A 21,621-nucleotide genomic window follows, 5' to 3' on the forward strand; every position below is an offset into this window, starting at 1 on the left:
GTAACGGATATCCTGATTATTCGAATGGTATGGTGCCGGTTAAGCCAGATGATCGTGCTCGTCCTGCAAGGCCAGCGCATGTTCGATTGTATCGATAACCGTGACCAGTTCTGCCGATTGTGCCGGTGACAGCACGCTGAAAATCTCGCTGATCCACTGTTCATGGGCTGCGGCCATGGCTTCAAACTCTTCACGTCCCTTTTGGGTGAGGCGCACCAGCATGGCACGTTTGTCGCCCGCAACCGGAACCCGCAAAACGGAACCGTCGCTGACCAGCCGTTCAACAATGCCGGTGACATTGCCGTTGGAAACCCGTAAGGCCGCAGATAATTCAGTCATTTTGAGGCCGCCTTCAAACCGATACAGTGCTGCCATCACGTCGAAACGGGGCAGGGTTGTATCAAATTCCTGACGCAGCTTTTCGCGGATGACTGCTTCAACATGCTTTGTCGATTTGAGAAGCTTCAGCCAGTTGCGCAGGCTCTGCTTATCGGAAGCACGTCCGCCCGCTACTGTTTGCTGCTGATTTTCGGCACTTTTCATAGTCTCACTCCGTTGCCGCCTGCAAAGATTTTCTGCATTCGCAGGGCGGCTGATTTCTTTTATGGTGTCACTTACAAAAATAATTTCAAGTATGAAATTTCATGCTTGAAATTATTTTTATTTATGGAGATATTTGAGAGGCAGTCATGACGGAGGAACGGGGAATGCAGATCAGAGCGGCAGTAACGGTTTTAAAAACCGCGCCCGCTGAACCGGATAGTCCAGCCAATAAAGACTGGGATCTGGCCTATTCGAATGTGCTGCATGTTCAAAATTCTGCGCAATTTCCTCCGCAATGGCAGCAAAAATCACAAAGTTTTCGTGAGCAGATGCAGGCGCAGAACCGGTTGATCGCCGATGTGCGCTATGGGTCGGAAGAGCGTAATCTTCTGGATATTGTGATGCCGCAGGGGCAGCCGCGCGGGCTGGTTGTGTTCGTGCATGGCGGCTATTGGGTGCGCTTTGACAAATCCTATTTCACTTGGCTGGCTGCCGGTGCCGTTGCACATGGTTTTGCCGCAGCGATCCCGTCTTATACACTTTGCCCGCAAGCGAAGATCGGTGAAATTACCGCTGAAATTGGTATGGCAATTGTGCAGGCCGCATCGATGGTTGCAGGCCCGTTACATCTGACAGGGCATTCTGCGGGCGGGCATCTGGTTGCGCGGATGGGAACGGTTACGACCCCCCTGAGCCGCAGCCTGCAACAGCGTTTGCGCAAGATCGTACCGATCTCGGCGCTGAGTGATTTGCGACCTTTGCTGAATCTGAAAATGAATGATGATTTCAGGCTTGATCTGGAACAGGCGCGCAAGGAAAGTCCGGCTTTGCTTGAGCCTCTGAACGGTATTGATGTGACAGCATGGGTTGGCGCAGCGGAATTGCCGGAATTTGTCCGGCAAAATCAGGCATTGGCTAATTTGTGGAGCGGTTTTGATCTCTCAATTGATGAAGTGGCGGAACCACATAAACATCATATGGATATCATTGACGGTCTGGCAGACGCAGACCATGTGCTGACGCGCAGATTACTCTGTTTATAAGGATACAGGCTTAATTTTGCTTCGGAAATGGCAAAAGCGGAGGGAGAAGCAAAAGCGGGCTTGTAAGTAATGGCATTTTATTATTGAACTGCATAATAACAATAATCGCGAGGGAACACTGATGAAACGAATTACTCTTGGCTTATCAACGGCCTGTCTTGGTCTGGGGCTGGCATTTTCCGGTTCTGCAATGGCTGAACCTCTGAAAATCGGCATGATCACAACGCTTTCCGGCGGCGGTGCCGGACTCGGCATTGATATCCGTGACGGCTTTCTGCTGGCGGTCAAACAATCCGGCAATAAAGATGTCAGCGTTATTGTTGAAGATGATGCGCAAAAGCCGGAACTGGCTGTGCAGATCGCTGACAAAATGGTGCAGAGTGATAAGGTTGATATTCTGACCGGTATTGTCTGGTCCAATCTTGCAATGGCCGTAGTGCCAAGCGTTGTCGCGCAGGATAAAATCTACGTTTCTACCAATGCCGGTCCGTCTGCGCTGGCCGGTGCCAAATGCAATGCCAATTACTTTAATGCTGCCTATCAGAACGATAATCTGCATGAAGCTGTCGGCAACTATGCCAATACTGCAGGCTATAAAAACAGCTTTATTCTGGCACCGAATTATCCGGCAGGCACCGATGCTCTGACCGGTTATAAGCGCTTCTATAAGGGCAAACTGGCCGGTGAAATTTACACCAAAGTCGGCCAGACCGATTATGCTGCCGAGATTGCCCAGATCCGTGCTTCCGGTGCCGATTCCGTTTATTTCTTCCTGCCGGGCGGTATGGGTATTGCGTTCATGAAGCAATATTCACAGTCGGGCATGACCATTCCGGTAACCGGCCCTGGCTTCTCCTTCGATCAGGATGTGCTCGGCGCAATCGGTGATGCGGCTGTGGGTGTGAAGAACTCTTCCCACTGGTCAAAAGATCTCGATAATGAAGCCAATAAAGCCTATGTCGAGGCCTTCAAAAAAGAATATGGCCGCTTGCCTTCGCTCTATGCAACACAGGGCTATGATGCAGCCAACCTGATCCTGTCCGCTGCCGCCAAAGCAAGTGTGAATGACAAAGATGCTTTCCGCGCAGCAATGAAAGCGGCGGATTTCAAATCTGTTCGCGGCAAGTTTAAATTCGGCAATAATAACCATCCTATTCAGGATATTTATATGCGCGAAGTGATCAAAGAAGACGGCGTCCTGACCAATAAGATCGTAGCAACAAGCTTTACCGATCATCAGGACAACTATGCAAAAGACTGCAAGCTCTGATGCAACCGGATGCAGCGACAGTGTGAACTGTCGCTGCTTTTCGCTCAGACTGTCTTCAGTACCGGCCGGACTGTTGCCATAACAGGTCTTCGGGCGGCATAGACGACTTTTTTCAAAGATATTTTTATGAGAACCAATCAACAGATCGGACGCGGTTTTGTCTTCTGCACTTTTAATTGAGCAGTTACTCAACGGGTTACAATTCGGCGTTATGCTGTTTTTGATGGCCGCCGGCCTGACCCTGATTTTCGGGGTTATGGGGGTTATCAATCTTGCACATGGATCATTATTTATGGTCGGCGCATTTGCCTGTGCCGTTGTGGCTGCGGCAACCGGCTCTTTCTGGCTCGGGCTCATTGCCAGCCTGATTGCCGCTGCTGCTGCCGGTGCAATCATGGAAATGGTACTGATCCGCAGATTATATAATCGCAGCCACCTCGATCAGGTTCTGGCAACCTTCGCACTGATCCTGATTTTCTCCGATGCGACGCGATGGATATTTGGTTCATTCCCGCTTTATCTGGATATTCCGCCGCTTTTGCAGGGTTCTGTTACGCTGCCCGGCGGTTCGCAATATCAGCTATACCGGCTGGCGATTATTGGTGCCGGTATTGTTGTTGCAGTCGGGTTGTATTTTCTCATTGCAAAAACCCGTCTTGGCATGCGCATCCGCGCCGGTGAGGCAGACCGTGAAATGATCGGCGCATTGGGCGTTGATATTGCAAAACTCAACACGATTGTTTTTGCCTTAGGTGCGGCACTTGCAGGCCTTGCCGGTGCACTGGTCGGGGCGCTGCAATCCGTACAGGTCGGCATGGGTGAGCCGGTACTGATCCTCGCTTTTGTGGTGATTGTGATCGGCGGTATCGGCTCGGTTAAAGGTGCACTGGCCGGTGCTGTTCTGGTTGGCGTGGTGGATACGATGGGACGCTTTTTGCTGCCCAAACTGTTCGCAGTCTTTATGGAGCCGTCGCAGGCGGCAACGGCAGGAACCGCGCTGGCATCCATGCTGATTTATATTGTTATGGCGATCATTCTCACGGTGCGCCCACAGGGATTGTTTGCAGCCAATGGATAATTTCACAATGTTTTCTTCATGCTGCGCAACGGTTTTAAGGCCAGAGAATGTGACATATCAGGAGCTGGCACGATGACACGCGAAACAATGATAAGTCTGGTTTTTGCGCTGGCACTGCCGATCATCGCATTGATTGCCAATCAGATGGGCGAGATATTTTATATCTCACTGGTGACACGCATTGCCATTCTGGCACTGGCAGCCACAGGGCTTAATCTGGTGCTGGGTCTTGGTGGCATGGTGTCTTTCGGTCATGCGGCATTTTTTGGCATCGGCGGCTATATTACCGGCATTCTGGCCAGCCATGCTGCCGACGGATCGGCGCTGATGAGCTTGCCAATCACGATTTCAGGCAGCGACCAAATGCTGATTATCTGGCCTGTTGCTATGCTGGTTGCCGGTCTTGTCGCGCTGCCGATCGGCATTATCAGCCTGCGTACATCGGGCGTGTATTTCATTATGATTACACTGGCATTCGCGCAGATGATTTATTACTTCGCGATTTCATGGCCGGCCTATGGCGGTGAGGACGGTTTGTCCCTCGCATTGCGTAATAATTTCCCCGGCGTGAATACGCTCAAACCGCTGAGCTTTTTCCTGATCGCTTACGGCGTTTTGATGGTGGCACTGTTTCTGTTTTCACGCATCCGCAATTCCCGTTTCGGCGCGGCATTGGAAGGTGCGCGGCAGAATGAATTGCGGCTGGCTTCCGTTGGCATTGGCCCCTTGCGTATCAGACTGGTCGCCTTCGTATTGTCCGCGATGATTACGGCACTTGCCGGTGCTTTATTTGTCGATCTCAATCGTTTTGTCAGTCCATCCATGCTGTCATGGCATATGTCGGGCGAACTGATCGTGCTGATTATTCTTGGCGGCACGGGGCGTTTGTTTGGTCCGTTGATCGGTGCGGTGCTCTATGTGCTGTTTGAATTCGCACTTGGTGGCATGGTTGAACACTGGCAGCTCTTCTTCGGGCTGATTTTGCTCGGTGTTGTGATGTTTGCGCGTGGCGGGATTATTGGGCTTGTTGCAGGGAAAATCCGTTATGGCTGAGACTGTTCTGGACATTAAAAACCTGCGTAAAAGCTTTGGCGGGTTGAAAGCGACCGATGATGTCAGTCTGGATTTACGCAAAGGGGAAATCCATGCGCTGATCGGGCCAAACGGAGCCGGAAAATCCACTCTGATCGGCCAGATCGCCGGTACGATTAAGCATGACAGTGGCACAATCCGTTTTGACGGGCAGGACATAGGCTCGCTCGGCGTGACACAGCGTGCGCAGCTGGGGTTGGGGCGGACATTTCAGGTGTCCTCGCTGATGCCGGAATTTTCCGCCTTGCGAAATGTCATGCTGGCTTTGCAGGCATGTCAGGGTTCCAGTTTCCGTTTCTGGAAACCGGTGATGCAGGATGCGGTTTTAAAAGATGAGGCCGCTGCCATTCTGGATCGGGTGCATCTCGGATCGCGGATGCTGGTGTCCAGCGCCGAACTTTCTCATGGTGAACGCCGCCAGCTTGAAATTGCAATTGCATTGGCTCTGCGCTCTAAAGCGCTGTTGCTGGATGAGCCGATGGCCGGAATGGGGCCTGAAGGCTCAAAGCAGTTGACGGCATTTCTGGACAAGTTGCGCCATGAAGTGCCGGTGCTGCTGGTTGAGCATGATATGGATGCGGTTTTTGCTTTGGCCGACCGGATTTCCGTTCTGGTTTATGGCCGTGTGGTCGCGACCGGCACTGTGGCTGAAATCCGCAGCAATGCGTTGGTACGTGAAGCCTATCTCGGGGAGGCGGTTTGATGTTGCTGGAACTCAATCAGGTAGAGACATTTTACGGCGCTTCACAGGCACTTTTCGGTATTGATCTGCATGTAGAAAAAGGTGAGGTCGTCGCGCTTATGGGGCGCAACGGCATGGGTAAAACCACCACTATCCGTTCGGTTTTCGGACTGACACCCCTGCGTCAGGGTAAAGTCAGTTTCATGGGGCGCAATATTTCCGCGATGCAGCCCTATCGTATTGCGCGGCTGGGGCTGGGGCTGGTGCCGGAAGGACGGCGTTGTTTTCCAAATCTGACGGTTACGGAAAATCTGCTGGCTTCTGCCCGCAAAGGGGAATGGACGCTTGAGGCAGTGAATGAGTTGTTTCCCCGACTGAAAGAGCGCAGCCAACAACAGGCGAATACTTTGTCGGGCGGTGAACAACAGATGCTGGCTGTTGGTCGGGCGCTGATGACCAATCCGGAATTGATCGTGCTGGATGAGGCGACCGAGGGGCTCGCGCCGGTGATCCGGCTGGAAATCTGGAAGGCTGTGCGGGAACTGAAACGGCGTGGTCAGTCCATTCTGGTCGTCGATAAAACCCTGTCGGAATTGCTGCCGGTAGCGGATCGTTGTGTTGTGCTGGAGCGTGGACGCACGGTCTGGCAAGGCACATCCGGTGAAATGACGGCGGATATTCAGGACCGGTATCTCGGCGTGTAATGTGTAGTGCAAGAACGGGGCTCTCCCCGAACATATTCGTTCAGGGAGGGGCAGGTAAAATCTGTCAGCCGGTGAGCATGCAGTTTAGCGCTCATATTCGTCGTGGCGCCGGTTCCAGACATATGGCTCCGTCTGCGGCCATCCGGCGGGTGAATCTTCCCAAAATTCCTGACGACCATAAGGGGTCAGATCCAGATAGGTCCAAAGACTGCCGAGATACTCGACCCCGCGTGCGCCGTTAAAATAGGTGCGATAGATATTCTCGCCATCGCGCAGGAAAACACTGACACCATGTATTTCCTGCATGATGTCCGGCGTGGCCGGATCACTCCTTGTAGCGCCCATATCCTGATTAAAATCGCTATGCTGCGAGGAGTACCAGTTCGGATACTGCCAGCCCATACGCTTCTGATAATTTTGCAATTTTTCCAGCGGTGCGCGTGAGATAAGTACGAGTGATGTATTCCGTGCATTAAGATGTGCGGGATGGGTCATTGCATCCACAACCCATGAGCAGCCGTCGCAACCCGCCCGCCATTCGGGTGCAAACATAAAGTGATAGACAATCAGCTGCCGACGCCCCTCGAAGAGATCTGCCAGACTGACGTCTCCCGACGGTCCGGTAAAGGAATATGGCTTGTCGATTTTAACCATCGGCAGACGTCGGCGTTGTGCATTCAGCTGGTCGCGCGCACGGGTAAAGGCTTTTTCCCTATCGATTTGCTCTTCGAGTGCGGCTTGCCATTCATTCATCGAAACAATTTCAGGCAGCATTGCAATAAGCTCCTATTGTTGATGGTATCGCTTAAAATCATTCTCTGATGCTTGTAAGACAGGGCTGACGGCTCTGTCTTACAAGCATCTGCATCGGAGATCAGGACGTCTGTTGTACCGGAAATGCGGACGGTTCACCACTTTCTTAACAAAGATGGTGTTGGCGCCGGAGAATCCGGCTCAATATTCCGGCTGTTAAACAGCTTTAATGAGCACGCTGCCCTGTTTTCTGGAGTTCATTAATGTTCTGCAAAAGCGCAAGAGTGGCCGCTCTACGAACCAATATAGCAAACATCCGGCAATAATCGTTGCGCTGAAGACCGCGAGGTAAATTAAATACGGGCTCAACGGGATATATGCAGATATTTTAATCATCACTTTAGCGATCAGGCCGAGAAATGCCAGATGCGTCAGGTAAATCGTGTAGGAAGCATCACCAATGAGGCTGAGAATTTTAAATTTCGCAGTTCGGAACCCGCTTTTCTCGTAGGACACTGCACCCAAAATAAGCAGACCGAAGCTGACAGCATAAATGATCTGGAGATACTGATAGCTGATACCGCGGCTTTCCAGAATATAGACGAGAATAAACAAGGCAAGACCGGTTAGAAAAGCCGGTTTCAGATTGATATTCGTGAAACGATGAAAGGCATAAAAAGCTGCCATTCCGATAAGAAAATTAAAATTTAGCGGAGAAAAATAAGTGGTTAAAGCCGATCTTGAGCCTTCTTCGGCATATTGAAACACTATGCCACCGGTCATCAGCCATGCAGCCAAGATAATTATACCGAATGTTCTGTTCAGAATAAGTGTTGCAAAAATCAGGTAAAATGCAAGTTCGTGAATGAGCGTCCATGCGGGTGTGATCGGTAGTTCGAAACTATCGAGGCGAATTAAAAATATTGTCGATATCCAGTTGCTGAAACTTTCCGGCACAATGCTTGCGCTGCCAAATCCCAGCGCCACCAAACCGCAGAAAATCGCTGTATACAGCCAATAGACTGGAAAAAGTCGTGTGAAGCGTTTCAGCAGATATTCCGGGGCACGCTCCGGCTGATTAATGTCTTTGTGATGTGCAAAAACAATAATAAAGCCCGAAAGCACGAAGAAGAAATCTACGCCTAAATTTCCGCGATGCGTAAAATTTAAAAAAACCGCATCATTAAGGTAGCGGGAACTACCGAGCAGCAGAGATAGATGGAAAGCAACAACAGCCATCGCAGCCAAACCACGACCTTGCTGCAAAGACTTAAGCTGAAGCTGCGTACTCATAGAGAATCCTCAAAACGGAAAAATTTTTACGTTCTGAGATATCTTTTATAGTAAAAACAGGATTATTAAAAGTTTTTCAAAGTTCGTATGAAATGTTTATCTCCTGAATTTTATGTGAATACTTGTTCGCCATGTAAATTTAAGCAGTTAATTAATATTAGAATATCTTAATTATTCGTACATTTAGTAAAATCTCGAACCGGAACATCAGGCAAGAGAGCGACTAACGGCTTTTAAACCGATCCTGTGCTGTCAGCCTGATGGATAGCGGTTCAGCATCTTTCCAGCGATAGATTTCCGATTGAAGATAGTGCAACTCGTCGGCATAGTTGTCTTCGTCAACTTCAACCCACCACGCTTTGGGGCGACCGTCATTACCGTCTGACCACCGGTAGCCCCGTTTTTTGAGGTGATCTTTCATGTCAAAGGGGCTGTTTTCCGCGTAAATTCTGACACGGGCTTTGCGGCTGGATTTGAGCAGCTCAGTGAAAGGAACGGTTGCGTCCGCCCCTGCGGGCCGGATCAATACTTCCAGCAATGCGTGGCAATCATCTGTCGCGCGGTGTCCGTTATGAAACAGCCCGCTCTGGCCAACCAGATAGCCCAGTTTGCTGCCTTCAAAGCCAAACCCCGCCCATTGCACTTCCGCAACGGAGCATGCCCATGCTTTGGATACGAATAATGGAGACAATTTTTCGCAGAACGGCCTGTCAAATCCGGCATTATGAGCAATAATGAGATCGGCAGGTTCGATCATCGCTTCCAGCGACCGGAGATCAAGTGTCTGACCCTGCACCATTGCATCAGTAATACCGGTCAGCCGTGTAATCTCCGCCGGAATTGGAATGGTTGGCTGCTGCATTCCGCTGAAGACGCCAACCACATTACCAAAAGCACCTTCATCATTATAGGTAAAGGCAACGGCACCAACCTCGATAATCTGGTCGGTCACATGGCTCAGTCCGGTTGTTTCCGTATCAATAAGTACAGCAAGCCGCTCAAACGGACTGTCCTCCCGCCTGACAATCGGGCGTGGTGTCAGCTTGCGCAGAATGCGGAACCGTCCTGTTTCTTCCAGTTGTTGCGCTAAAGCCTCTTCATTATCCGGCACAGATTTGCGGGTGTTGGCAACAGGCGTCACGTCAACCGGATGGCTGGTTTTCGTGTCAAACATATCAAACTGGACTGGCTTTGAATTCATACCGCAAATCTTACTATTGAGACTTTAGAGCATAATTCCTTAAACTTGGATCAGTTTAAGGTAAAATTATGCTCTAATTTTAAAGTGTTAGAGCGTCCTTTGTGTGCCAAGTCTGGCACATGGCGCTCTAGAATGCGCATATTCTAATTAATCTTGGCAAATAAAGTCAAAGTCCATTTGTCGAATTGGGTGTCAGTGTTTTTTTGGATGAGCTCGGACAGAGACAAGGCGTAATGCTTAGCTCTTTTCGCTGTCGGGGAAGCAGTGATTTCCACAGAACGCAGTGCGTTGACGATATTGCATAGCTGCTATGCAAAAATGGCGAGCGTTGGAAAGCCGGCAAAATTTCTCTCTAACTTATTGTTTTAATTATATTTATAGAAATTTTATGTGGCGATAGTTAAAACCTATCAATTTTATATGATTAATTGACTTTATAAATTGCGCCTTAGTCTCTATACGGAACCCAGACAACATTCTGACAGGAGTGCACAATGGCAACCGTAAACACACAGATCAAACCTTTTATCGCGCAGGCTTACCGTCAGGGTAAATTCATCTCCGTGACTGAAGAAGACGTATTGGGCAAATGGGCCGTATTCTTCTTCTATCCTGCTGACTTTACATTCGTATGCCCGACCGAATTGGGTGACCTTGCAGATCATTATGAAGAACTGCAGAAAATGGGTGTTGAGGTTTATTCGGTTTCTACCGATACGCATTTCACACACAAAGCCTGGCACGATTCATCCGACACAATCGGCAAGATCAACTACACCATGCTCGGCGATCCGAGCGGTGTTGTAACCAATAATTTCGGCGTTATGCGCGAAGGTCAGGGTCTTGCAGACCGTGCAACATTCATCGTCGATCCGGACGGTATCATTCAGGCCATGGAAATCACTGCTGAAGGCATTGGCCGTGATGCTTCTGATCTCGTACGCAAGATCAAAGCTGCTCAGTATGTGCGTTCGCATCCGGGTGAAGTTTGCCCTGCAAAATGGCAGGAAGGCGAAGCGACCCTTGCTCCTTCGCTCGATCTCGTCGGCAAAATCTGACGTACCGTAAATAATAAAACGGGCGGCTGTTTCCGCAGCTGCCCGATTATCTATGACAGTTTAGCAAGAGGAACACAGTATGCTCGATACGAACTTGAAAACCCAGCTGAAGGGCTATCTGGAACGTCTGGTGCGGCCGGTTGAAATCATCGCCTATGCCGGAGATGATGCTAAATCGCGCGAACTGCTGCAACTTCTTGAACAAATCCGCGAACAGTCGGACAAGATCACGATTAAGCACGGCAATGTGGCCGGTGCGCGTGTGCCGTCCTTCGCACTGACTTCGCCGGGTGAAGATATTCATCTGGTTTTTGCCGGTCTCCCGCTTGGTCATGAATTTACCTCTCTGGTGCTGGCTCTTTTGCAGGCCGGTGGTTATCCGCCTAAGGTTGAGCAGGCACTGATCGACCAAATTCGTGGCATCAAGGGTAATTTCCGTTTCGAAACATATTACTCACTTTCCTGCCAGAACTGTCCGGATGTTGTGCAGGCGCTGAATCTGATGGCTGTACTTAATCCTTGTATTAAACATGTCGCTATCGACGGCGCGCTGTTTCAGGATGAAGTTGCCGAGCGTCAGGTCATGTCCGTCCCGTCCATTTTCCTGAACGGCGAGGCTTTCGGTTCCGGCCGTATGGGCGCTGAAGAAATTCTGGCGAAGATCGACACCGGCGCAGGTGAACGTGCTGCCGAGGCGATTAACGCACAGGCACCTTTTGATGTGCTGGTTGTGGGCGGTGGCCCAGCCGGTGCAGCGGCAGCGGTTTATGCCGCGCGCAAAGGTATCCGTACCGGTGTTGTTGCTGACCGTTTTGGCGGTCAGGTGCTGGATACAATGTCGATTGAGAATTTCATTTCTGTGACGCATACAGAAGGGCCAAAACTGGCCCGCGCTCTGGAAGCGCATGTGCGTGATTATGATGCCGAGATCATTAATGGTCAGCAGGCCGTTAAACTGGAGCGGATTTCTGAAGGCTTCAAGGTGACGCTGGCTTCGGGCGCATCCCTTACCAGTACTTCTGTTGTGTTGTCGACCGGTGCACGCTGGCGCAAAATGGGCGTGCCGGGTGAACAGCAATATATCAATAAGGGCGTTGCTTTCTGCCCGCATTGCGATGGACCGTTGTTCAAAGGCAAGCGCATTGCCGTGATTGGCGGCGGTAACTCCGGTGTGGAAGCCGCGATTGATCTGGCCGGTCTGGTCAGCCATGTAACCCTCATCGAGTTCGATAAGGCGCTTCGTGCTGATGAAGTGCTGCAACGCAAACTGAAGAGCCTGCCGAATGTGACTGTTCTCACCTCGGCCAAAACCACAGAAGTGACCGGCGACGGCAAACGTGTCACCGGTCTTACCTATGAAGACCGGATCAGCGGTGAAACCCGTTCGCTCGCACTGGAAGGCATTTTTGTGCAGATCGGCCTTGTGCCGAATACTGAATGGCTGAAGGATACAGTGTCGCTGAATGCCCGCGGTGAAATTATCACGGATCTATATGGTGCAACATCGGTTCCGGGTGTCTTCGCGGCAGGTGATTGTACAACTGCACCTTATAAGCAGATTGTGATTGCGATGGGTGAGGGGGCAAGAGCGTCGCTTGCAGCTTTTGACTATCTGATCCGTCTGCCTGCTGAGGAGCAGGCAGCTTAATGCGCGGTCTCGCATGAACCTCCGCGAGTTCGAATATCTGGTTGCGCTGGCTGAACAGCGCAACTTTCATCGTGCGGCTGAAATCTGCAATGCCAGCCAGCCGACCCTTTCTGCGCAGATCCGCAAGCTTGAAGACGAGCTGGGCGTCACGTTATTTGAGCGCTCATCACGCGGACTTATTCTGACGCAAGCTGGTGAAGCAGCAGTCAGACGCGCACGCATAATTCTTCATGAAGTGACACAATTGCGCGATGAAGCCGCCGGACATTGTGCTGATGGTACACGGCGCTTGCATCTGGGCGTGTTTCCGACACTCGGCCCCTATCTTCTGCCGCATATTGTGCCGCAGTTTATGCGGCATTTTCCGTCCATGGAAATTTTACTGACGGAAGAAAAAAGCACCATCTTATTGCAGCGACTGATCGACGGGCAGATTGATGCCGCATTGCTGGCATTGCCGGTTGAAGACCCGCAGGTCACCGGACAAAAACTATTCTGTGAGCCTTTCCATCTGGCCGTACCTTCCGGACATGTTCTGGCGGGACAAGACCGCTTATCGGCGGATGCACTTTCTGGTCAGCGTCTGATGCTGCTCGAAGAGGGGCATTGTCTGCGCGATCAGGCGCTTACATTGTGCCGGCGTTATGGTGCACATGAATATGACGGTTTTCGCGGTACCAGTCTCGAGACTTTACGGCAGATGGTTGTGGCGGGTATGGGGCTTACTTTATTGCCGCAACTGGCTTGCATTGGCGCAAATGCGCAAAATCACATCGCTTTTTTACCGCTTGAGGCCGATGGGTTTCAGAGAAATATTGGTCTTTACTGGCGTAGATCAAGTAATTCCGGTGAGTTGATGGAAAAACTCTCATTAATCATCGCCGGTGTTGTAGCTGAACTTATGCCGCAACAGGGCTGAGATGGGCTGAACATATTGCGCTTCAGCAGAATCATTCCGCGTCAGTGAATATGCGCTTGTGTGAAAAGCTGAGAACATCGCGCGTGCGTTGAAGTTCTGTGTGTGTCCATAAAGCCGGTTCAGACAGGTTTCGACACAGCGTCATTGCTTGCAAAGCATTAACAATAATAACAATGCGTTACATAAAAATGCGCTGCGCTCGCTCTCATATCTTAATAGCTGCTTGTGCAGATTTGGCTAAGCTCTGGTCTTCAATACATTGAGATGCAGAGAATGGCGCTTGCACATGGAAAATATTTCATTAATAATTTGACATTCGCAATCTGTATATCTTATTGCCGTATCGCATCATGAAATTTATCTATGACAGAAAACGCATACATTTTGCTGAGTATTTTTATAATAAACGACAATATACTTTATTAGACTTTAGTTTGACTGCAACTTGGAGTGCAACAGAAAAACAGCATCATAATTCAATATAAATCGGCTTGCTATGGGAGGAAATGGTTTGAGCGCGATGATACTTATACTTGTCGGCCTTGCCGCATTTGCAGGGGGCTATTTCGTTTATTCGAAATACATTGCTGAACGCATCTATGCACTTGATCCGGAATATAAAACACCCGCTCATGCCATGAAAGATGGCGTAGATTATGTGCCAACCAACAAGTTTGTGCTGTGGGGGCATCACTTTACTTCTGTCGCCGGCGCGGCACCTATCGTTGGTCCTGCCATTGCGGTGATCTGGGGTTGGGCGCCGGCCTTTATCTGGGTTGTGCTCGGTACTGTTTTCTTTGCAGGTGTTCATGATTTCGGTGCGCTATGGGCAAGTGTCCGCAACCGCGGCCGTTCAATCGGTGCACTCACGGAGAATGTTCTTGGCACCCGTGCCCGCTCCATTTTCATGACTGTTATTTTTCTGCTGCTGCTGATGGTTAACGCCGTTTTCGCAGTGGTTATTGCAGGCCTGCTGATTAATTTCCCGACATCGGTGATCCCGATCTGGGGCGCAATTGCTGTGGCAATCGTTATCGGGCAGCTGATTTATCGCCATGGCGTCGGGCTGCTGTGGCCGTCCGTGATTGGCGTAATCGTGCTTTATGCGCTGATCTTTGTTGGACAGGCTTATCCGATTACTTTGCCGGAATCCTTTCTTGGCATGAGCCCGATGGTGCAGTGGATTCTCTATCTCTTCATCTATGCAGGCATTGCATCGCAATTGCCGGTCTGGGTTCTTCTCCAGCCGCGCGATTATATTAACGGACTTCAGCTCTTTGTCGGGCTGCTGTTGCTCTATGGTGCAACTCTGATTGCGCAGCCGCAGATCGTGGTACCGGCATTCAATCCGGATGTTCCGGCAGGAACACCGAGCATTGTGCCACTGTTGTTCGTGACCATCGCCTGTGGTGCCATTTCCGGCTTCCATGGTCTGGTCTCGTCGGGTACATCATCCAAACAGCTCGACAAGGAAACCGATGCCCGTTTCGTTGGCTATTTCGGCGCTGTCGGTGAGGGTATGCTTGCGCTCGCTGCGATTATCGCCTGTACGGCTGGTTTTGCATCTTATGAAGCCTGGCAGGGCGTATATACGCAGTTCTCTGCGGGTGGCGTTAAAGCCTTTGTTGAAGGTGGTGCAAATATCTTGTCAGCAGGCACAGGGCTTGGTGTCGGTATTGCTGCAACTATCCTGACTGTTATGGCCGCTTTGTTCGCCGGAACAACGATGGATACAGGTCTGCGTCTGCAGCGCTATGTTATTCAGGAAGTCGGCGAAATCACCAATATCAAACCATTGCAGGGCGGTACAGTTGCGACTCTGGTCGCGCTTGCAAGCTGTCTTGCTCTTGCCTTCGGTGCCGGTACAGGCGGCAGCGGCGGTATGCTGATCTGGCCGTTGTTCGGTACAACAAACCAGTTGCTCGCCGGACTGACACTTGCGATTGTTGCAGTGATGTTGCTGCGTATGAAGCGTCCGGTTCTGCCGGTTCTGATCCCGCTGGCCTTTGTGCTGGTCATGGCGATCCTTGCGCTTTTCATACAGCTCGGAACATTCTTTGCGAATAAACAATGGTTGCTGTTCGGGCTGGGACTGGTTGTGCTTGGTGCAGCGCTCTTTGTTGCACTGGAGGCAATCCGGACAATGCGCAGGGAATATAGCGCGCAAGCGGCTGCCGGACTGGCGGATTGACCTGATGTCCAGACGGCTGAATAAAGAAAAACTGGCGGCGCTGTTCAGCGCCGTCTCTCAAGGTCTGGGGGAGTTCTATGCTGCGCCCTACAGACGCACTTTTGCAAAAGCCAGACGTGAGGAGGACGATCTTTTCATGATGCTCGTTTTTTCGGAAAGTCTGGGTATCCCTAATCCCGCTACCTATTACACTCTGGAACTGATGCCCGAGCTCTATGGCCGTTTTCACGATTGGCACGTCCGAATGGGTATGGAACACTCACCACTTGATGGTTTCCGATGCTGCTGAATATCTTGAAAAATCGCAGGGTTCTGTTCTTCGGGGGCAAGGGCGGGGTCGGGAAGACGACGCTGGCCAGTGCAACAGCCGCAGGACTTGCTCAGCAAGGGCGCCGCATATTGGTGGTTTCGACCGATCCTGCACATAATCTCGGTCATTTGTGGGAACGTGAGATTGGTGCCAAGCCGGTTTCGCTGATGGCCGGTCTGGATGGTATTGAACTTGATCCAGGCAGCACTGTCGATGAGCATCTTAAAACAGTCGAAAATTCACTGCGAAAACTGATGCCGGAAAGGTTGCATAAGGAAGTCAAACGCCATCTGGAGCAGGCGCGTGAAGCACCGGGCATGGTTGAGGCGGCATTGCTGGAGCGGATTGCCGTGACTTTGGAAACTGGGCTTGCTCACTATGACACAGTTATTTTTGACACCGCGCCAACCGGACATACGACCAGACTTCTCGAATTGCCGGAGCTGATGGCGGCATGGACGGACGGGCTGCTCAAAAACCGCGAACGCTCGGGCAATTTCACCCGTGCGCTTGGCCAGTTTAAAGCCGTTGATGCCGATAATGATGTTGCCAGTAACCTTTTTGAGGATGAACCAACCCGCGATCATGAAATGCGGGCGGTTTTGATGCGGCGTCAGGATCGTTTTCGTAAGCTGCGTGAAATCCTGACAGATGGTGAAACAACGGCCTTCATGATTGTTCTGACCGCTGAGCGGTTACCGGTTCTCGAAACGATCGAGCTTTGTCAGCGTTTGCATGATTTGCAGGTATCTGTAGGCGGTCTTATTGTGAACCGTCGTTCGCCGCGGGGCGAAAGTGCATTGCTCGATCAGCGTGCAAAGAATGAAGATGAGCATTTGGCAAAATTAATCAAAGCGCTGCAGCCTAAAGTGCCGGAGATTAAGCAAATTCCTCTGTCTGCCAATGAGATCATCGGCGGGCAGGAGCTTGTGCATTTTTCCTCCGCCTATCTCGGCTGATTCTTAAAAATGACAGGATATGCTCAAACTCACATGTCAGATTTCATGGCAGGAGGCAGGCCAGCCCTATACATGACTTATCCTTGATGCCATGATAGTAACTTCTTCGACTGCGCCTGGGGAGGAGCGTTTCGTATGAACGGGAAGACATGGTCAAAATAAGCACCGTTAACATTCTCAATATGTTGGTGTTTTTCGCCTTTTCCATGGTGCTGTCTGTTGTTCCTGTGCGTTCTTCAGAGCAGGGCGAATTATCGATTATCACGTCATATCCGCCATCGTTTTTTGAGCCGTTTCGTCTCGCATTTGAAAAGCAATATCCTGATATTCGTGTGTCTATCGCCCAAAGGAACACGGCAAGTGCGAACCGTTTCATCATGGAGAAACCGGATATCACGCCGGATATTTTCTGGGCGTCCGCCGCAGATGCTTTTGAATTGTTAAAGCGCAAACAAGCGTTGCGTCCGATCCGCAGTAGGCCGACCGGAGCACCGCAATATGTTCTTGGCTATCCGGTGAATGATCCTGAAGGATATTATTTAGGGTTCGCTCTGTCGGGCTACGGCATTGTGTACAGCCCGTCCTATCTGCTGCAACATAATCTGCCGATCCCGCGTAATTGGGATGATTTGTTAAAACCGGTTTATTCGGGACATATCGGCATTACTTCGCCTTCGCGCTCCGGCACCACGCATCTGATTGTGGAAGTCTTTCTGCAAACCTATGGCTGGGAAAAAGGCTGGGCGATGCTCTCCAAACTTGGCGGCAACTTGTCTACAGTAACAGCACGCAGTTTTGGCGTTGCATCCGGTGTGGCGCAGAAGCGTTTCGGCATCGGCATTACGATTGATTTTCTGGCGCAACCTCTCGACGATGCGCATACGGATAATGTTTTCATCATGCCGCCCGATGCGATTTATACGCCAGCCAATATTGCTATTTTGCGGGGTGCTAAAAACATCACCAATGCTGAGCGTTTTGTGGATTTTCTGCTTTCAGAACAAGGGCAGAAAATCTTGCGCTATCCCGGCATTAACCGCATTCCTGTGCTGAGCAAGCTGAATAAAGACCTGTTGCCGGCACCGGACAGGCGCGGCCTGATGAATATGGCAGAGTTTGACCCGCATTTGTCTGCCGAGAGATATGGTTTGGTCAATCTCATCTTTGATAATTTCATTATTCGCCGCAGAGCAACACTTGGCCGGCTTTGGCGGAAAGTGAATGAGCTGGAAGCGGCTAAATTTGAAAATACAGAAACTCTGAGCACTCTGGCGCGCGCACGGCAGTTGCTCAGCACACCGCCCTTGTCGGCACATGAAGCCAATATTTTGAGTGAAGATCTGAAAACAGAATGGCCGCGAAGTGTGGCACGCACAGCGGAGCAGGAGCAATTCTCCGGCGAAATCCGCCGCATCATTGAACACAATCTGGCAATGATTGAGACCCTGCTTTCATCAGTGTCTCCTGTCACCAATGACAAGAGATGGTACCGGTAATTTGATGGCAGGATTTATGAGAAGAATTGCAACGCCAATAACCCAATGGCGCATTGGTATCGGTGCACGGCTCGGCGCTGCATTTGTGGTGATTGTCGGTCTGGCAGTCGGTGCCTGTATTGTCGGCTGGCTGTCCTATTACCGGCTGTCCGGTGAATTGTCACATATTGCTGAACAGCAAATGCCGCGACTGGCTTTTGCATCCCGCCTGTCAAAAGCAGGTGCGGATATAGGTTCATTGACCGCCGCACTGGCAGGGGCTGAAAGCCGCAGCGAATATACTGCAATGCGGCGTATTTATGCCGCACGGCTTACGGCATTGGAAACCTTGCTGGAAAAAAGCGATCTCAGCGCGACGGTGAATACGATCTTGCCGCTGGCGCGCGCTATTGAACGCAATTTGCAGCAGATTGATCTGACATCGGGTAAGCGCTTTACCTTACTGGAAGCAATACATGCAGATATTGATGAATTGCGCTGGGTGCAGGCTGATCTGATCGATGAAGCCGCACCCTTGGTTGATGATACCCGCTTTAATATTGAAACCGAAATGCGCAATGGCCGTAATGCGGCGGCGCTCAGTGAGCAACGCAAGAGTGAGGCATTGCTGACACTTGTTGCACAGGCGAGTCTTTCAACAGGTCTGATCGCCCGTCTTGCCAATGCTTCAACATCGGAAGAAATTCAGGAGGCGAATGCCTTTCTCGGTGATAGTGCTGATGAGCTGGCAAACCATCTTGGAACACTCAATAGCTGGCCGGATAGTATAACTGTGCGTCAGCTGGCCAAACGTATTCTGCAAAAGTCTGATCCGGCAACCGGCACGCCAAACCGCAAGCGCTCGCAAATGCGCGAAACTGTGCGCCTCGGGGAACTGGCCGTAATGAACGGCCAGCTCGTCAGTGATCTTGGCCGTAATATTGAGACGGAGGTTGTGGCAATCGAAGCAAGTGCGGCGGCAGCGGCCGAACGCGCAGCATCAGCGATTAGCACCGGCAGAAAATTGCTGGCAGTCATTGCTCTGCTTTCTGTGGTTTTGGCCACTGCCATTGGCGTGCTTTATGTTCATAAAAATCTGCTGTTCCGCATCCGGCAATTGGCAACAGCAGCCAGTGCAATCAGTGCGGGGCGACCGGAAGTAGAGATACCGGCAAAAGGCACAGACGAGCTTGCTGATCTGGCGGGGGCTTTGTTGCTTTTCCGCCAGACGCGGGACGAGCTTATTCAGTCGGCAAAACTTGCGGCACTCGGGCAAATGGCGGCGGGTATCGGGCATGAGCTCAATCAGCCGCTTGCAGCAATTCGTGCGCATATACACAGCGGTTCAACTTTGATTGCGCGTGGTAAAGGCGAGCAGGCTCTGGTCAATTTTGACAAGATCCGTCAACTGACCACACGAATGGCCGACCAGATCAGTCATATCCGGCGTTTTGCACGGCGACCGGATGTCAAGCAGCAAGCCGTTGATCTGTGCAAGAGTGTGCGTGAAGCGCTTAGCCTACTGGAACACCGTTTTGAAGATGATGATGTACGCCTGAAACTCGAACTGCCGGTATCGGACTGCCCGCTTGTTATGGCTGAACCGGTGCGTCTTGAGCAGGTGATTGTCAATCTCATTGCCAATGCTCTGGATGCGGTCAGAGATCAGCCTGTCCGGCAGGTTTCCGTTACTGTTGAGGCGACTGAAAATGGTGCAAATCTGATTATTGCAGATACCGGAACTGGGATTGAGAGCGATCATCTGAAAGCAGTGTTTGATCCGTTTTTCACGACCAAACCGGTCGGATCGGGATTAGGGCTTGGCCTTTCGATTTCTTATAATATTGTCAAAGACTTCGGTGCCAGCATCGCGGTGCTGGATACAGGACCGCATGGAACGCGGTTTATAGTTTTGCTGAAAGGGCCGGAATGACCTTGCAACCGGATGTTATTCTTATCGACGATGATGCCAGCGTGCTTGAAGCATGCCGTGAAGTGCTGGAGCTTGAAGATTATAGGGTTGCGGCGCATAGCTCGGTTGCATCTGCGCTGCGTGATATGCGTGTTGATAGCGGTGCGATTGTCGTTTCTGATGTGCGCATGCCGGAACATGACGGGTTCGATCTCCTCAAAGCTGTGCAGTCCATTGATGCGGAAATACCGATCGTGCTGATGTCCGGTCATGGCGATATTCCTATGGCTCTGCGTGCTATGCGTGATGGTGCATGGGACTTTCTGGAAAAACCGGCCGATCCGCTGATCCTGATTGAAACCATCCGCCGTGCGCGTAATCACCGTCAGCTTCTGCTTGAAAATCGCCGGTTACGGCAGGCTGTAGCGGTTGACGGTTGGGAGGCCCGATTGATCGGTCATTCAGCGCCGATCGTACAATTGCGCGAGCGTTTGAAACGTATTTGCGGTGTTGCTACAGATATTTTGCTCATCGGCAAAACCGGCACCGGCAAGGAAGTCACTGCCCGCGCATTGCACGATTTCAGCAACAGAAAAGGACATTTTGTGGCCGTGAATTGCGGCGCAATCCCTGAAACAATGCTGGAATCTGAACTTTTCGGCCATGAAGCCGGCGCGTTTACCGGTGCACGGGAAAAACGCATCGGTAAGATAGAGTATGCCAATAATGGTACGCTGTTTCTTGATGAAATAGAATCCATGCCGCTGAGTGCGCAGGTGCGGCTTTTGCGGGTTTTGCAGGAGCGCAAAATAGAGCGCCTTGGCTCAAACACCGAACTCAAGGTGGATATTCAGGTGATTGCAGCCAGTAAAACAGATTTACATAAGCTGGTCGTGCAGGGTAGTTTTCGTGAAGATCTTGCGTACCGGCTTGATATCGCCCGCGTTGAAATTCCGCCGTTGTCAGCCCGCAAAGGCGATGTCGGATTACTGTTCAAGCTGTTTCTTGATCTCGCCGCCAAAAGGCAGGGACGTGCAGCTCCGCGTGTGGATGCAACATTTATTGCCGATCTTGATGGCAGAAGCTGGCCCGGCAATGTCCGCGAATTGCGCAATGTGGCGGAACGATATGTGCTGGGGCTGGAGAATAATGCGCTGGCCGACCTGTCTTTAGACAAAACGCAAACGCTGGAAGCACAGATGGACCGGCTGGAGCGCGCTATCCTGCTTGATACCCTGTCCAACCATGACGGGCGCATTGGCGCTTCGGCGACCGCCTTGGGAATTTCCCGCAAAACGCTTTATCTGAAAATGCGCAAATTCGACATCGCCGCACAGAATGAAGATGAGGAATGATACCCTTATGACCCGCTCGCAGGTCGGTCATGTTACCTATATGACCCATTTGTGTTTGTGAAAGCCCGCATTTCCGGCATTTTTGAATTTGGCATGATACTTGCTTCTTTAAAGGTATCGTCTGATCTCAGGCGA

At 51.0% G+C, this 21,621-nt stretch carries 19 protein-coding genes; 15 read left to right on the top strand and 4 right to left on the bottom strand.

From position 1 onward, the window contains the following. Window positions 1–39 precede the first annotated feature (39 nt). On the bottom strand, window positions 40–543 hold the full coding sequence (locus tag F7P81_RS11180) for a MarR family winged helix-turn-helix transcriptional regulator (protein ID WP_075656734.1): 504 nt from the start codon (window positions 541–543) through the stop codon (window positions 40–42). A 164-nt stretch (window positions 544–707) separates the two neighbouring features. Between F7P81_RS11180 and F7P81_RS11185 the strand changes: the two genes are divergently transcribed. The 6 genes from F7P81_RS11185 to F7P81_RS11210 all read left to right on the top strand — a co-directional run bounded on the left by F7P81_RS11185 (window position 708) and on the right by F7P81_RS11210 (window position 6,412). Then, window positions 708–1,586, top strand: a complete 879-nt coding sequence (locus tag F7P81_RS11185; protein ID WP_246176104.1) for an alpha/beta hydrolase — start codon at window positions 708–710, stop codon at window positions 1,584–1,586. 121 nt (window positions 1,587–1,707) lie between these two features. Next, a complete protein-coding gene (locus F7P81_RS11190; protein WP_022709560.1) occupies window positions 1,708–2,856 on the top strand; it encodes an ABC transporter substrate-binding protein in 1,149 nt (382 codons plus the stop codon). Between the two features lie 157 nt (window positions 2,857–3,013). Beyond that, window positions 3,014–3,934 (top strand): branched-chain amino acid ABC transporter permease, encoded by a 921-nt coding sequence (locus F7P81_RS11195; protein ID WP_121993208.1) that lies wholly within the window; start codon window positions 3,014–3,016, stop codon window positions 3,932–3,934. Between the two features lie 72 nt (window positions 3,935–4,006). Continuing rightward, the gene (locus F7P81_RS11200; protein ID WP_151159566.1) at window positions 4,007–4,987 is read left to right on the top strand and encodes a branched-chain amino acid ABC transporter permease; all 981 of its coding nucleotides are present in this window, start codon (window positions 4,007–4,009) and stop codon (window positions 4,985–4,987) included. Next, entirely contained in the window at window positions 4,980–5,729 is a 750-nt protein-coding gene (locus F7P81_RS11205) for an ABC transporter ATP-binding protein (protein WP_151159567.1), read from the top strand. The genes F7P81_RS11200 and F7P81_RS11205 overlap by 8 nt, the downstream gene beginning before the upstream one ends. Further along, a complete protein-coding gene (locus tag F7P81_RS11210) occupies window positions 5,729–6,412 on the top strand; it encodes an ABC transporter ATP-binding protein (RefSeq protein ID WP_370637854.1) in 684 nt (227 codons plus the stop codon). Before F7P81_RS11205 ends, F7P81_RS11210 begins: the two co-directional genes overlap by 1 nt. A gap of 84 nt (window positions 6,413–6,496) precedes the next feature. Here the strand turns inward: F7P81_RS11210 and F7P81_RS11215 are convergent, their stop codons facing one another. The 3 genes from F7P81_RS11215 to F7P81_RS11225 form a co-directional block, all read right to left on the bottom strand. Then, window positions 6,497–7,186, bottom strand: a complete 690-nt coding sequence (locus tag F7P81_RS11215) for a DUF899 domain-containing protein (RefSeq protein WP_151159568.1) — start codon at window positions 7,184–7,186, stop codon at window positions 6,497–6,499. 195 nt (window positions 7,187–7,381) lie between these two features. Continuing rightward, complete coding sequence (locus F7P81_RS11220) at window positions 7,382–8,431, bottom strand: acyltransferase family protein (protein ID WP_170265257.1); 1,050 nt, start codon at window positions 8,429–8,431, stop codon at window positions 7,382–7,384. Window positions 8,432–8,681: 250 nt separating this feature from the next. Further along, on the bottom strand, window positions 8,682–9,659 hold the full coding sequence (locus F7P81_RS11225; RefSeq protein ID WP_151159570.1) for a 3'-5' exonuclease: 978 nt from the start codon (window positions 9,657–9,659) through the stop codon (window positions 8,682–8,684). A gap of 494 nt (window positions 9,660–10,153) precedes the next feature. Here F7P81_RS11225 and ahpC point away from each other — a divergent pair, with 494 nt between their 5' ends. The 9 genes from ahpC (at window position 10,154) to F7P81_RS11270 (ending at window position 21,486) form a co-directional block, all read left to right on the top strand. Continuing rightward, entirely contained in the window at window positions 10,154–10,717 is a 564-nt protein-coding gene (gene ahpC / locus F7P81_RS11230) for an alkyl hydroperoxide reductase subunit C (RefSeq protein WP_022709552.1), read from the top strand. 79 nt (window positions 10,718–10,796) lie between these two features. Next, on the top strand, window positions 10,797–12,365 hold the full coding sequence (gene ahpF / locus F7P81_RS11235; protein ID WP_151159571.1) for an alkyl hydroperoxide reductase subunit F: 1,569 nt from the start codon (window positions 10,797–10,799) through the stop codon (window positions 12,363–12,365). A gap of 13 nt (window positions 12,366–12,378) precedes the next feature. Beyond that, on the top strand, window positions 12,379–13,284 hold the full coding sequence (locus F7P81_RS11240; protein ID WP_151159572.1) for a LysR substrate-binding domain-containing protein: 906 nt from the start codon (window positions 12,379–12,381) through the stop codon (window positions 13,282–13,284). A 520-nt stretch (window positions 13,285–13,804) separates the two neighbouring features. Further along, window positions 13,805–15,475: a carbon starvation CstA family protein gene (locus F7P81_RS11245; RefSeq protein ID WP_210215515.1), complete on the top strand. Its 1,671-nt coding sequence runs from the start codon at window positions 13,805–13,807 to the stop codon at window positions 15,473–15,475. A gap of 4 nt (window positions 15,476–15,479) precedes the next feature. Next, the gene (locus F7P81_RS11250) at window positions 15,480–15,764 is read left to right on the top strand and encodes a cory-CC-star protein (protein WP_075656711.1); all 285 of its coding nucleotides are present in this window, start codon (window positions 15,480–15,482) and stop codon (window positions 15,762–15,764) included. Continuing rightward, the gene (locus F7P81_RS11255) at window positions 15,755–16,744 is read left to right on the top strand and encodes an ArsA family ATPase (protein WP_151159573.1); all 990 of its coding nucleotides are present in this window, start codon (window positions 15,755–15,757) and stop codon (window positions 16,742–16,744) included. The genes F7P81_RS11250 and F7P81_RS11255 overlap by 10 nt, the downstream gene beginning before the upstream one ends. A gap of 149 nt (window positions 16,745–16,893) precedes the next feature. Then, window positions 16,894–18,240, top strand: coding sequence for an ABC transporter substrate-binding protein (locus F7P81_RS11260; protein WP_151159574.1), 1,347 nt, complete (start codon window positions 16,894–16,896; stop codon window positions 18,238–18,240). A 16-nt stretch (window positions 18,241–18,256) separates the two neighbouring features. Further along, on the top strand, window positions 18,257–20,152 hold the full coding sequence (locus tag F7P81_RS11265) for an ATP-binding protein (protein WP_170265258.1): 1,896 nt from the start codon (window positions 18,257–18,259) through the stop codon (window positions 20,150–20,152). Next, window positions 20,149–21,486 (top strand): sigma-54-dependent transcriptional regulator, encoded by a 1,338-nt coding sequence (locus tag F7P81_RS11270; RefSeq protein ID WP_151159576.1) that lies wholly within the window; start codon window positions 20,149–20,151, stop codon window positions 21,484–21,486. The genes F7P81_RS11265 and F7P81_RS11270 overlap by 4 nt, the downstream gene beginning before the upstream one ends. Window positions 21,487–21,621: the final 135 nt, after the last annotated feature.

Source organism: Pseudochrobactrum saccharolyticum (assembly GCF_008801715.1).
Lineage (GTDB): Bacteria > Pseudomonadota > Alphaproteobacteria > Rhizobiales > Rhizobiaceae > Pseudochrobactrum > Pseudochrobactrum saccharolyticum.

Coding starts and splice junctions, on each gene's coding strand:
- F7P81_RS11265 (WP_170265258.1), top strand. CDS start 18,257: ATGAGAAGAATTGCAACGCCAATAACCCAATGGCGCATTGGTATCGGT.
- F7P81_RS11255 (WP_151159573.1), top strand. CDS start 15,755: ATGCTGCTGAATATCTTGAAAAATCGCAGGGTTCTGTTCTTCGGGGGC.
- F7P81_RS11240 (WP_151159572.1), top strand. CDS start 12,379: ATGAACCTCCGCGAGTTCGAATATCTGGTTGCGCTGGCTGAACAGCGC.
- F7P81_RS11225 (WP_151159570.1), bottom strand. CDS start 9,659: ATGAATTCAAAGCCAGTCCAGTTTGATATGTTTGACACGAAAACCAGC.
- F7P81_RS11180 (WP_075656734.1), bottom strand. CDS start 543: ATGAAAAGTGCCGAAAATCAGCAGCAAACAGTAGCGGGCGGACGTGCT.
- F7P81_RS11260 (WP_151159574.1), top strand. CDS start 16,894: ATGGTCAAAATAAGCACCGTTAACATTCTCAATATGTTGGTGTTTTTC.
- F7P81_RS11270 (WP_151159576.1), top strand. CDS start 20,149: ATGACCTTGCAACCGGATGTTATTCTTATCGACGATGATGCCAGCGTG.
- F7P81_RS11205 (WP_151159567.1), top strand. CDS start 4,980: ATGGCTGAGACTGTTCTGGACATTAAAAACCTGCGTAAAAGCTTTGGC.
- F7P81_RS11215 (WP_151159568.1), bottom strand. CDS start 7,186: ATGCTGCCTGAAATTGTTTCGATGAATGAATGGCAAGCCGCACTCGAA.
- F7P81_RS11190 (WP_022709560.1), top strand. CDS start 1,708: ATGAAACGAATTACTCTTGGCTTATCAACGGCCTGTCTTGGTCTGGGG.
- F7P81_RS11185 (WP_246176104.1), top strand. CDS start 708: ATGCAGATCAGAGCGGCAGTAACGGTTTTAAAAACCGCGCCCGCTGAA.
- F7P81_RS11245 (WP_210215515.1), top strand. CDS start 13,805: ATGATACTTATACTTGTCGGCCTTGCCGCATTTGCAGGGGGCTATTTC.
- F7P81_RS11200 (WP_151159566.1), top strand. CDS start 4,007: ATGACACGCGAAACAATGATAAGTCTGGTTTTTGCGCTGGCACTGCCG.
- F7P81_RS11210 (WP_370637854.1), top strand. CDS start 5,729: ATGTTGCTGGAACTCAATCAGGTAGAGACATTTTACGGCGCTTCACAG.
- ahpC (WP_022709552.1), top strand. CDS start 10,154: ATGGCAACCGTAAACACACAGATCAAACCTTTTATCGCGCAGGCTTAC.
- ahpF (WP_151159571.1), top strand. CDS start 10,797: ATGCTCGATACGAACTTGAAAACCCAGCTGAAGGGCTATCTGGAACGT.
- F7P81_RS11250 (WP_075656711.1), top strand. CDS start 15,480: ATGTCCAGACGGCTGAATAAAGAAAAACTGGCGGCGCTGTTCAGCGCC.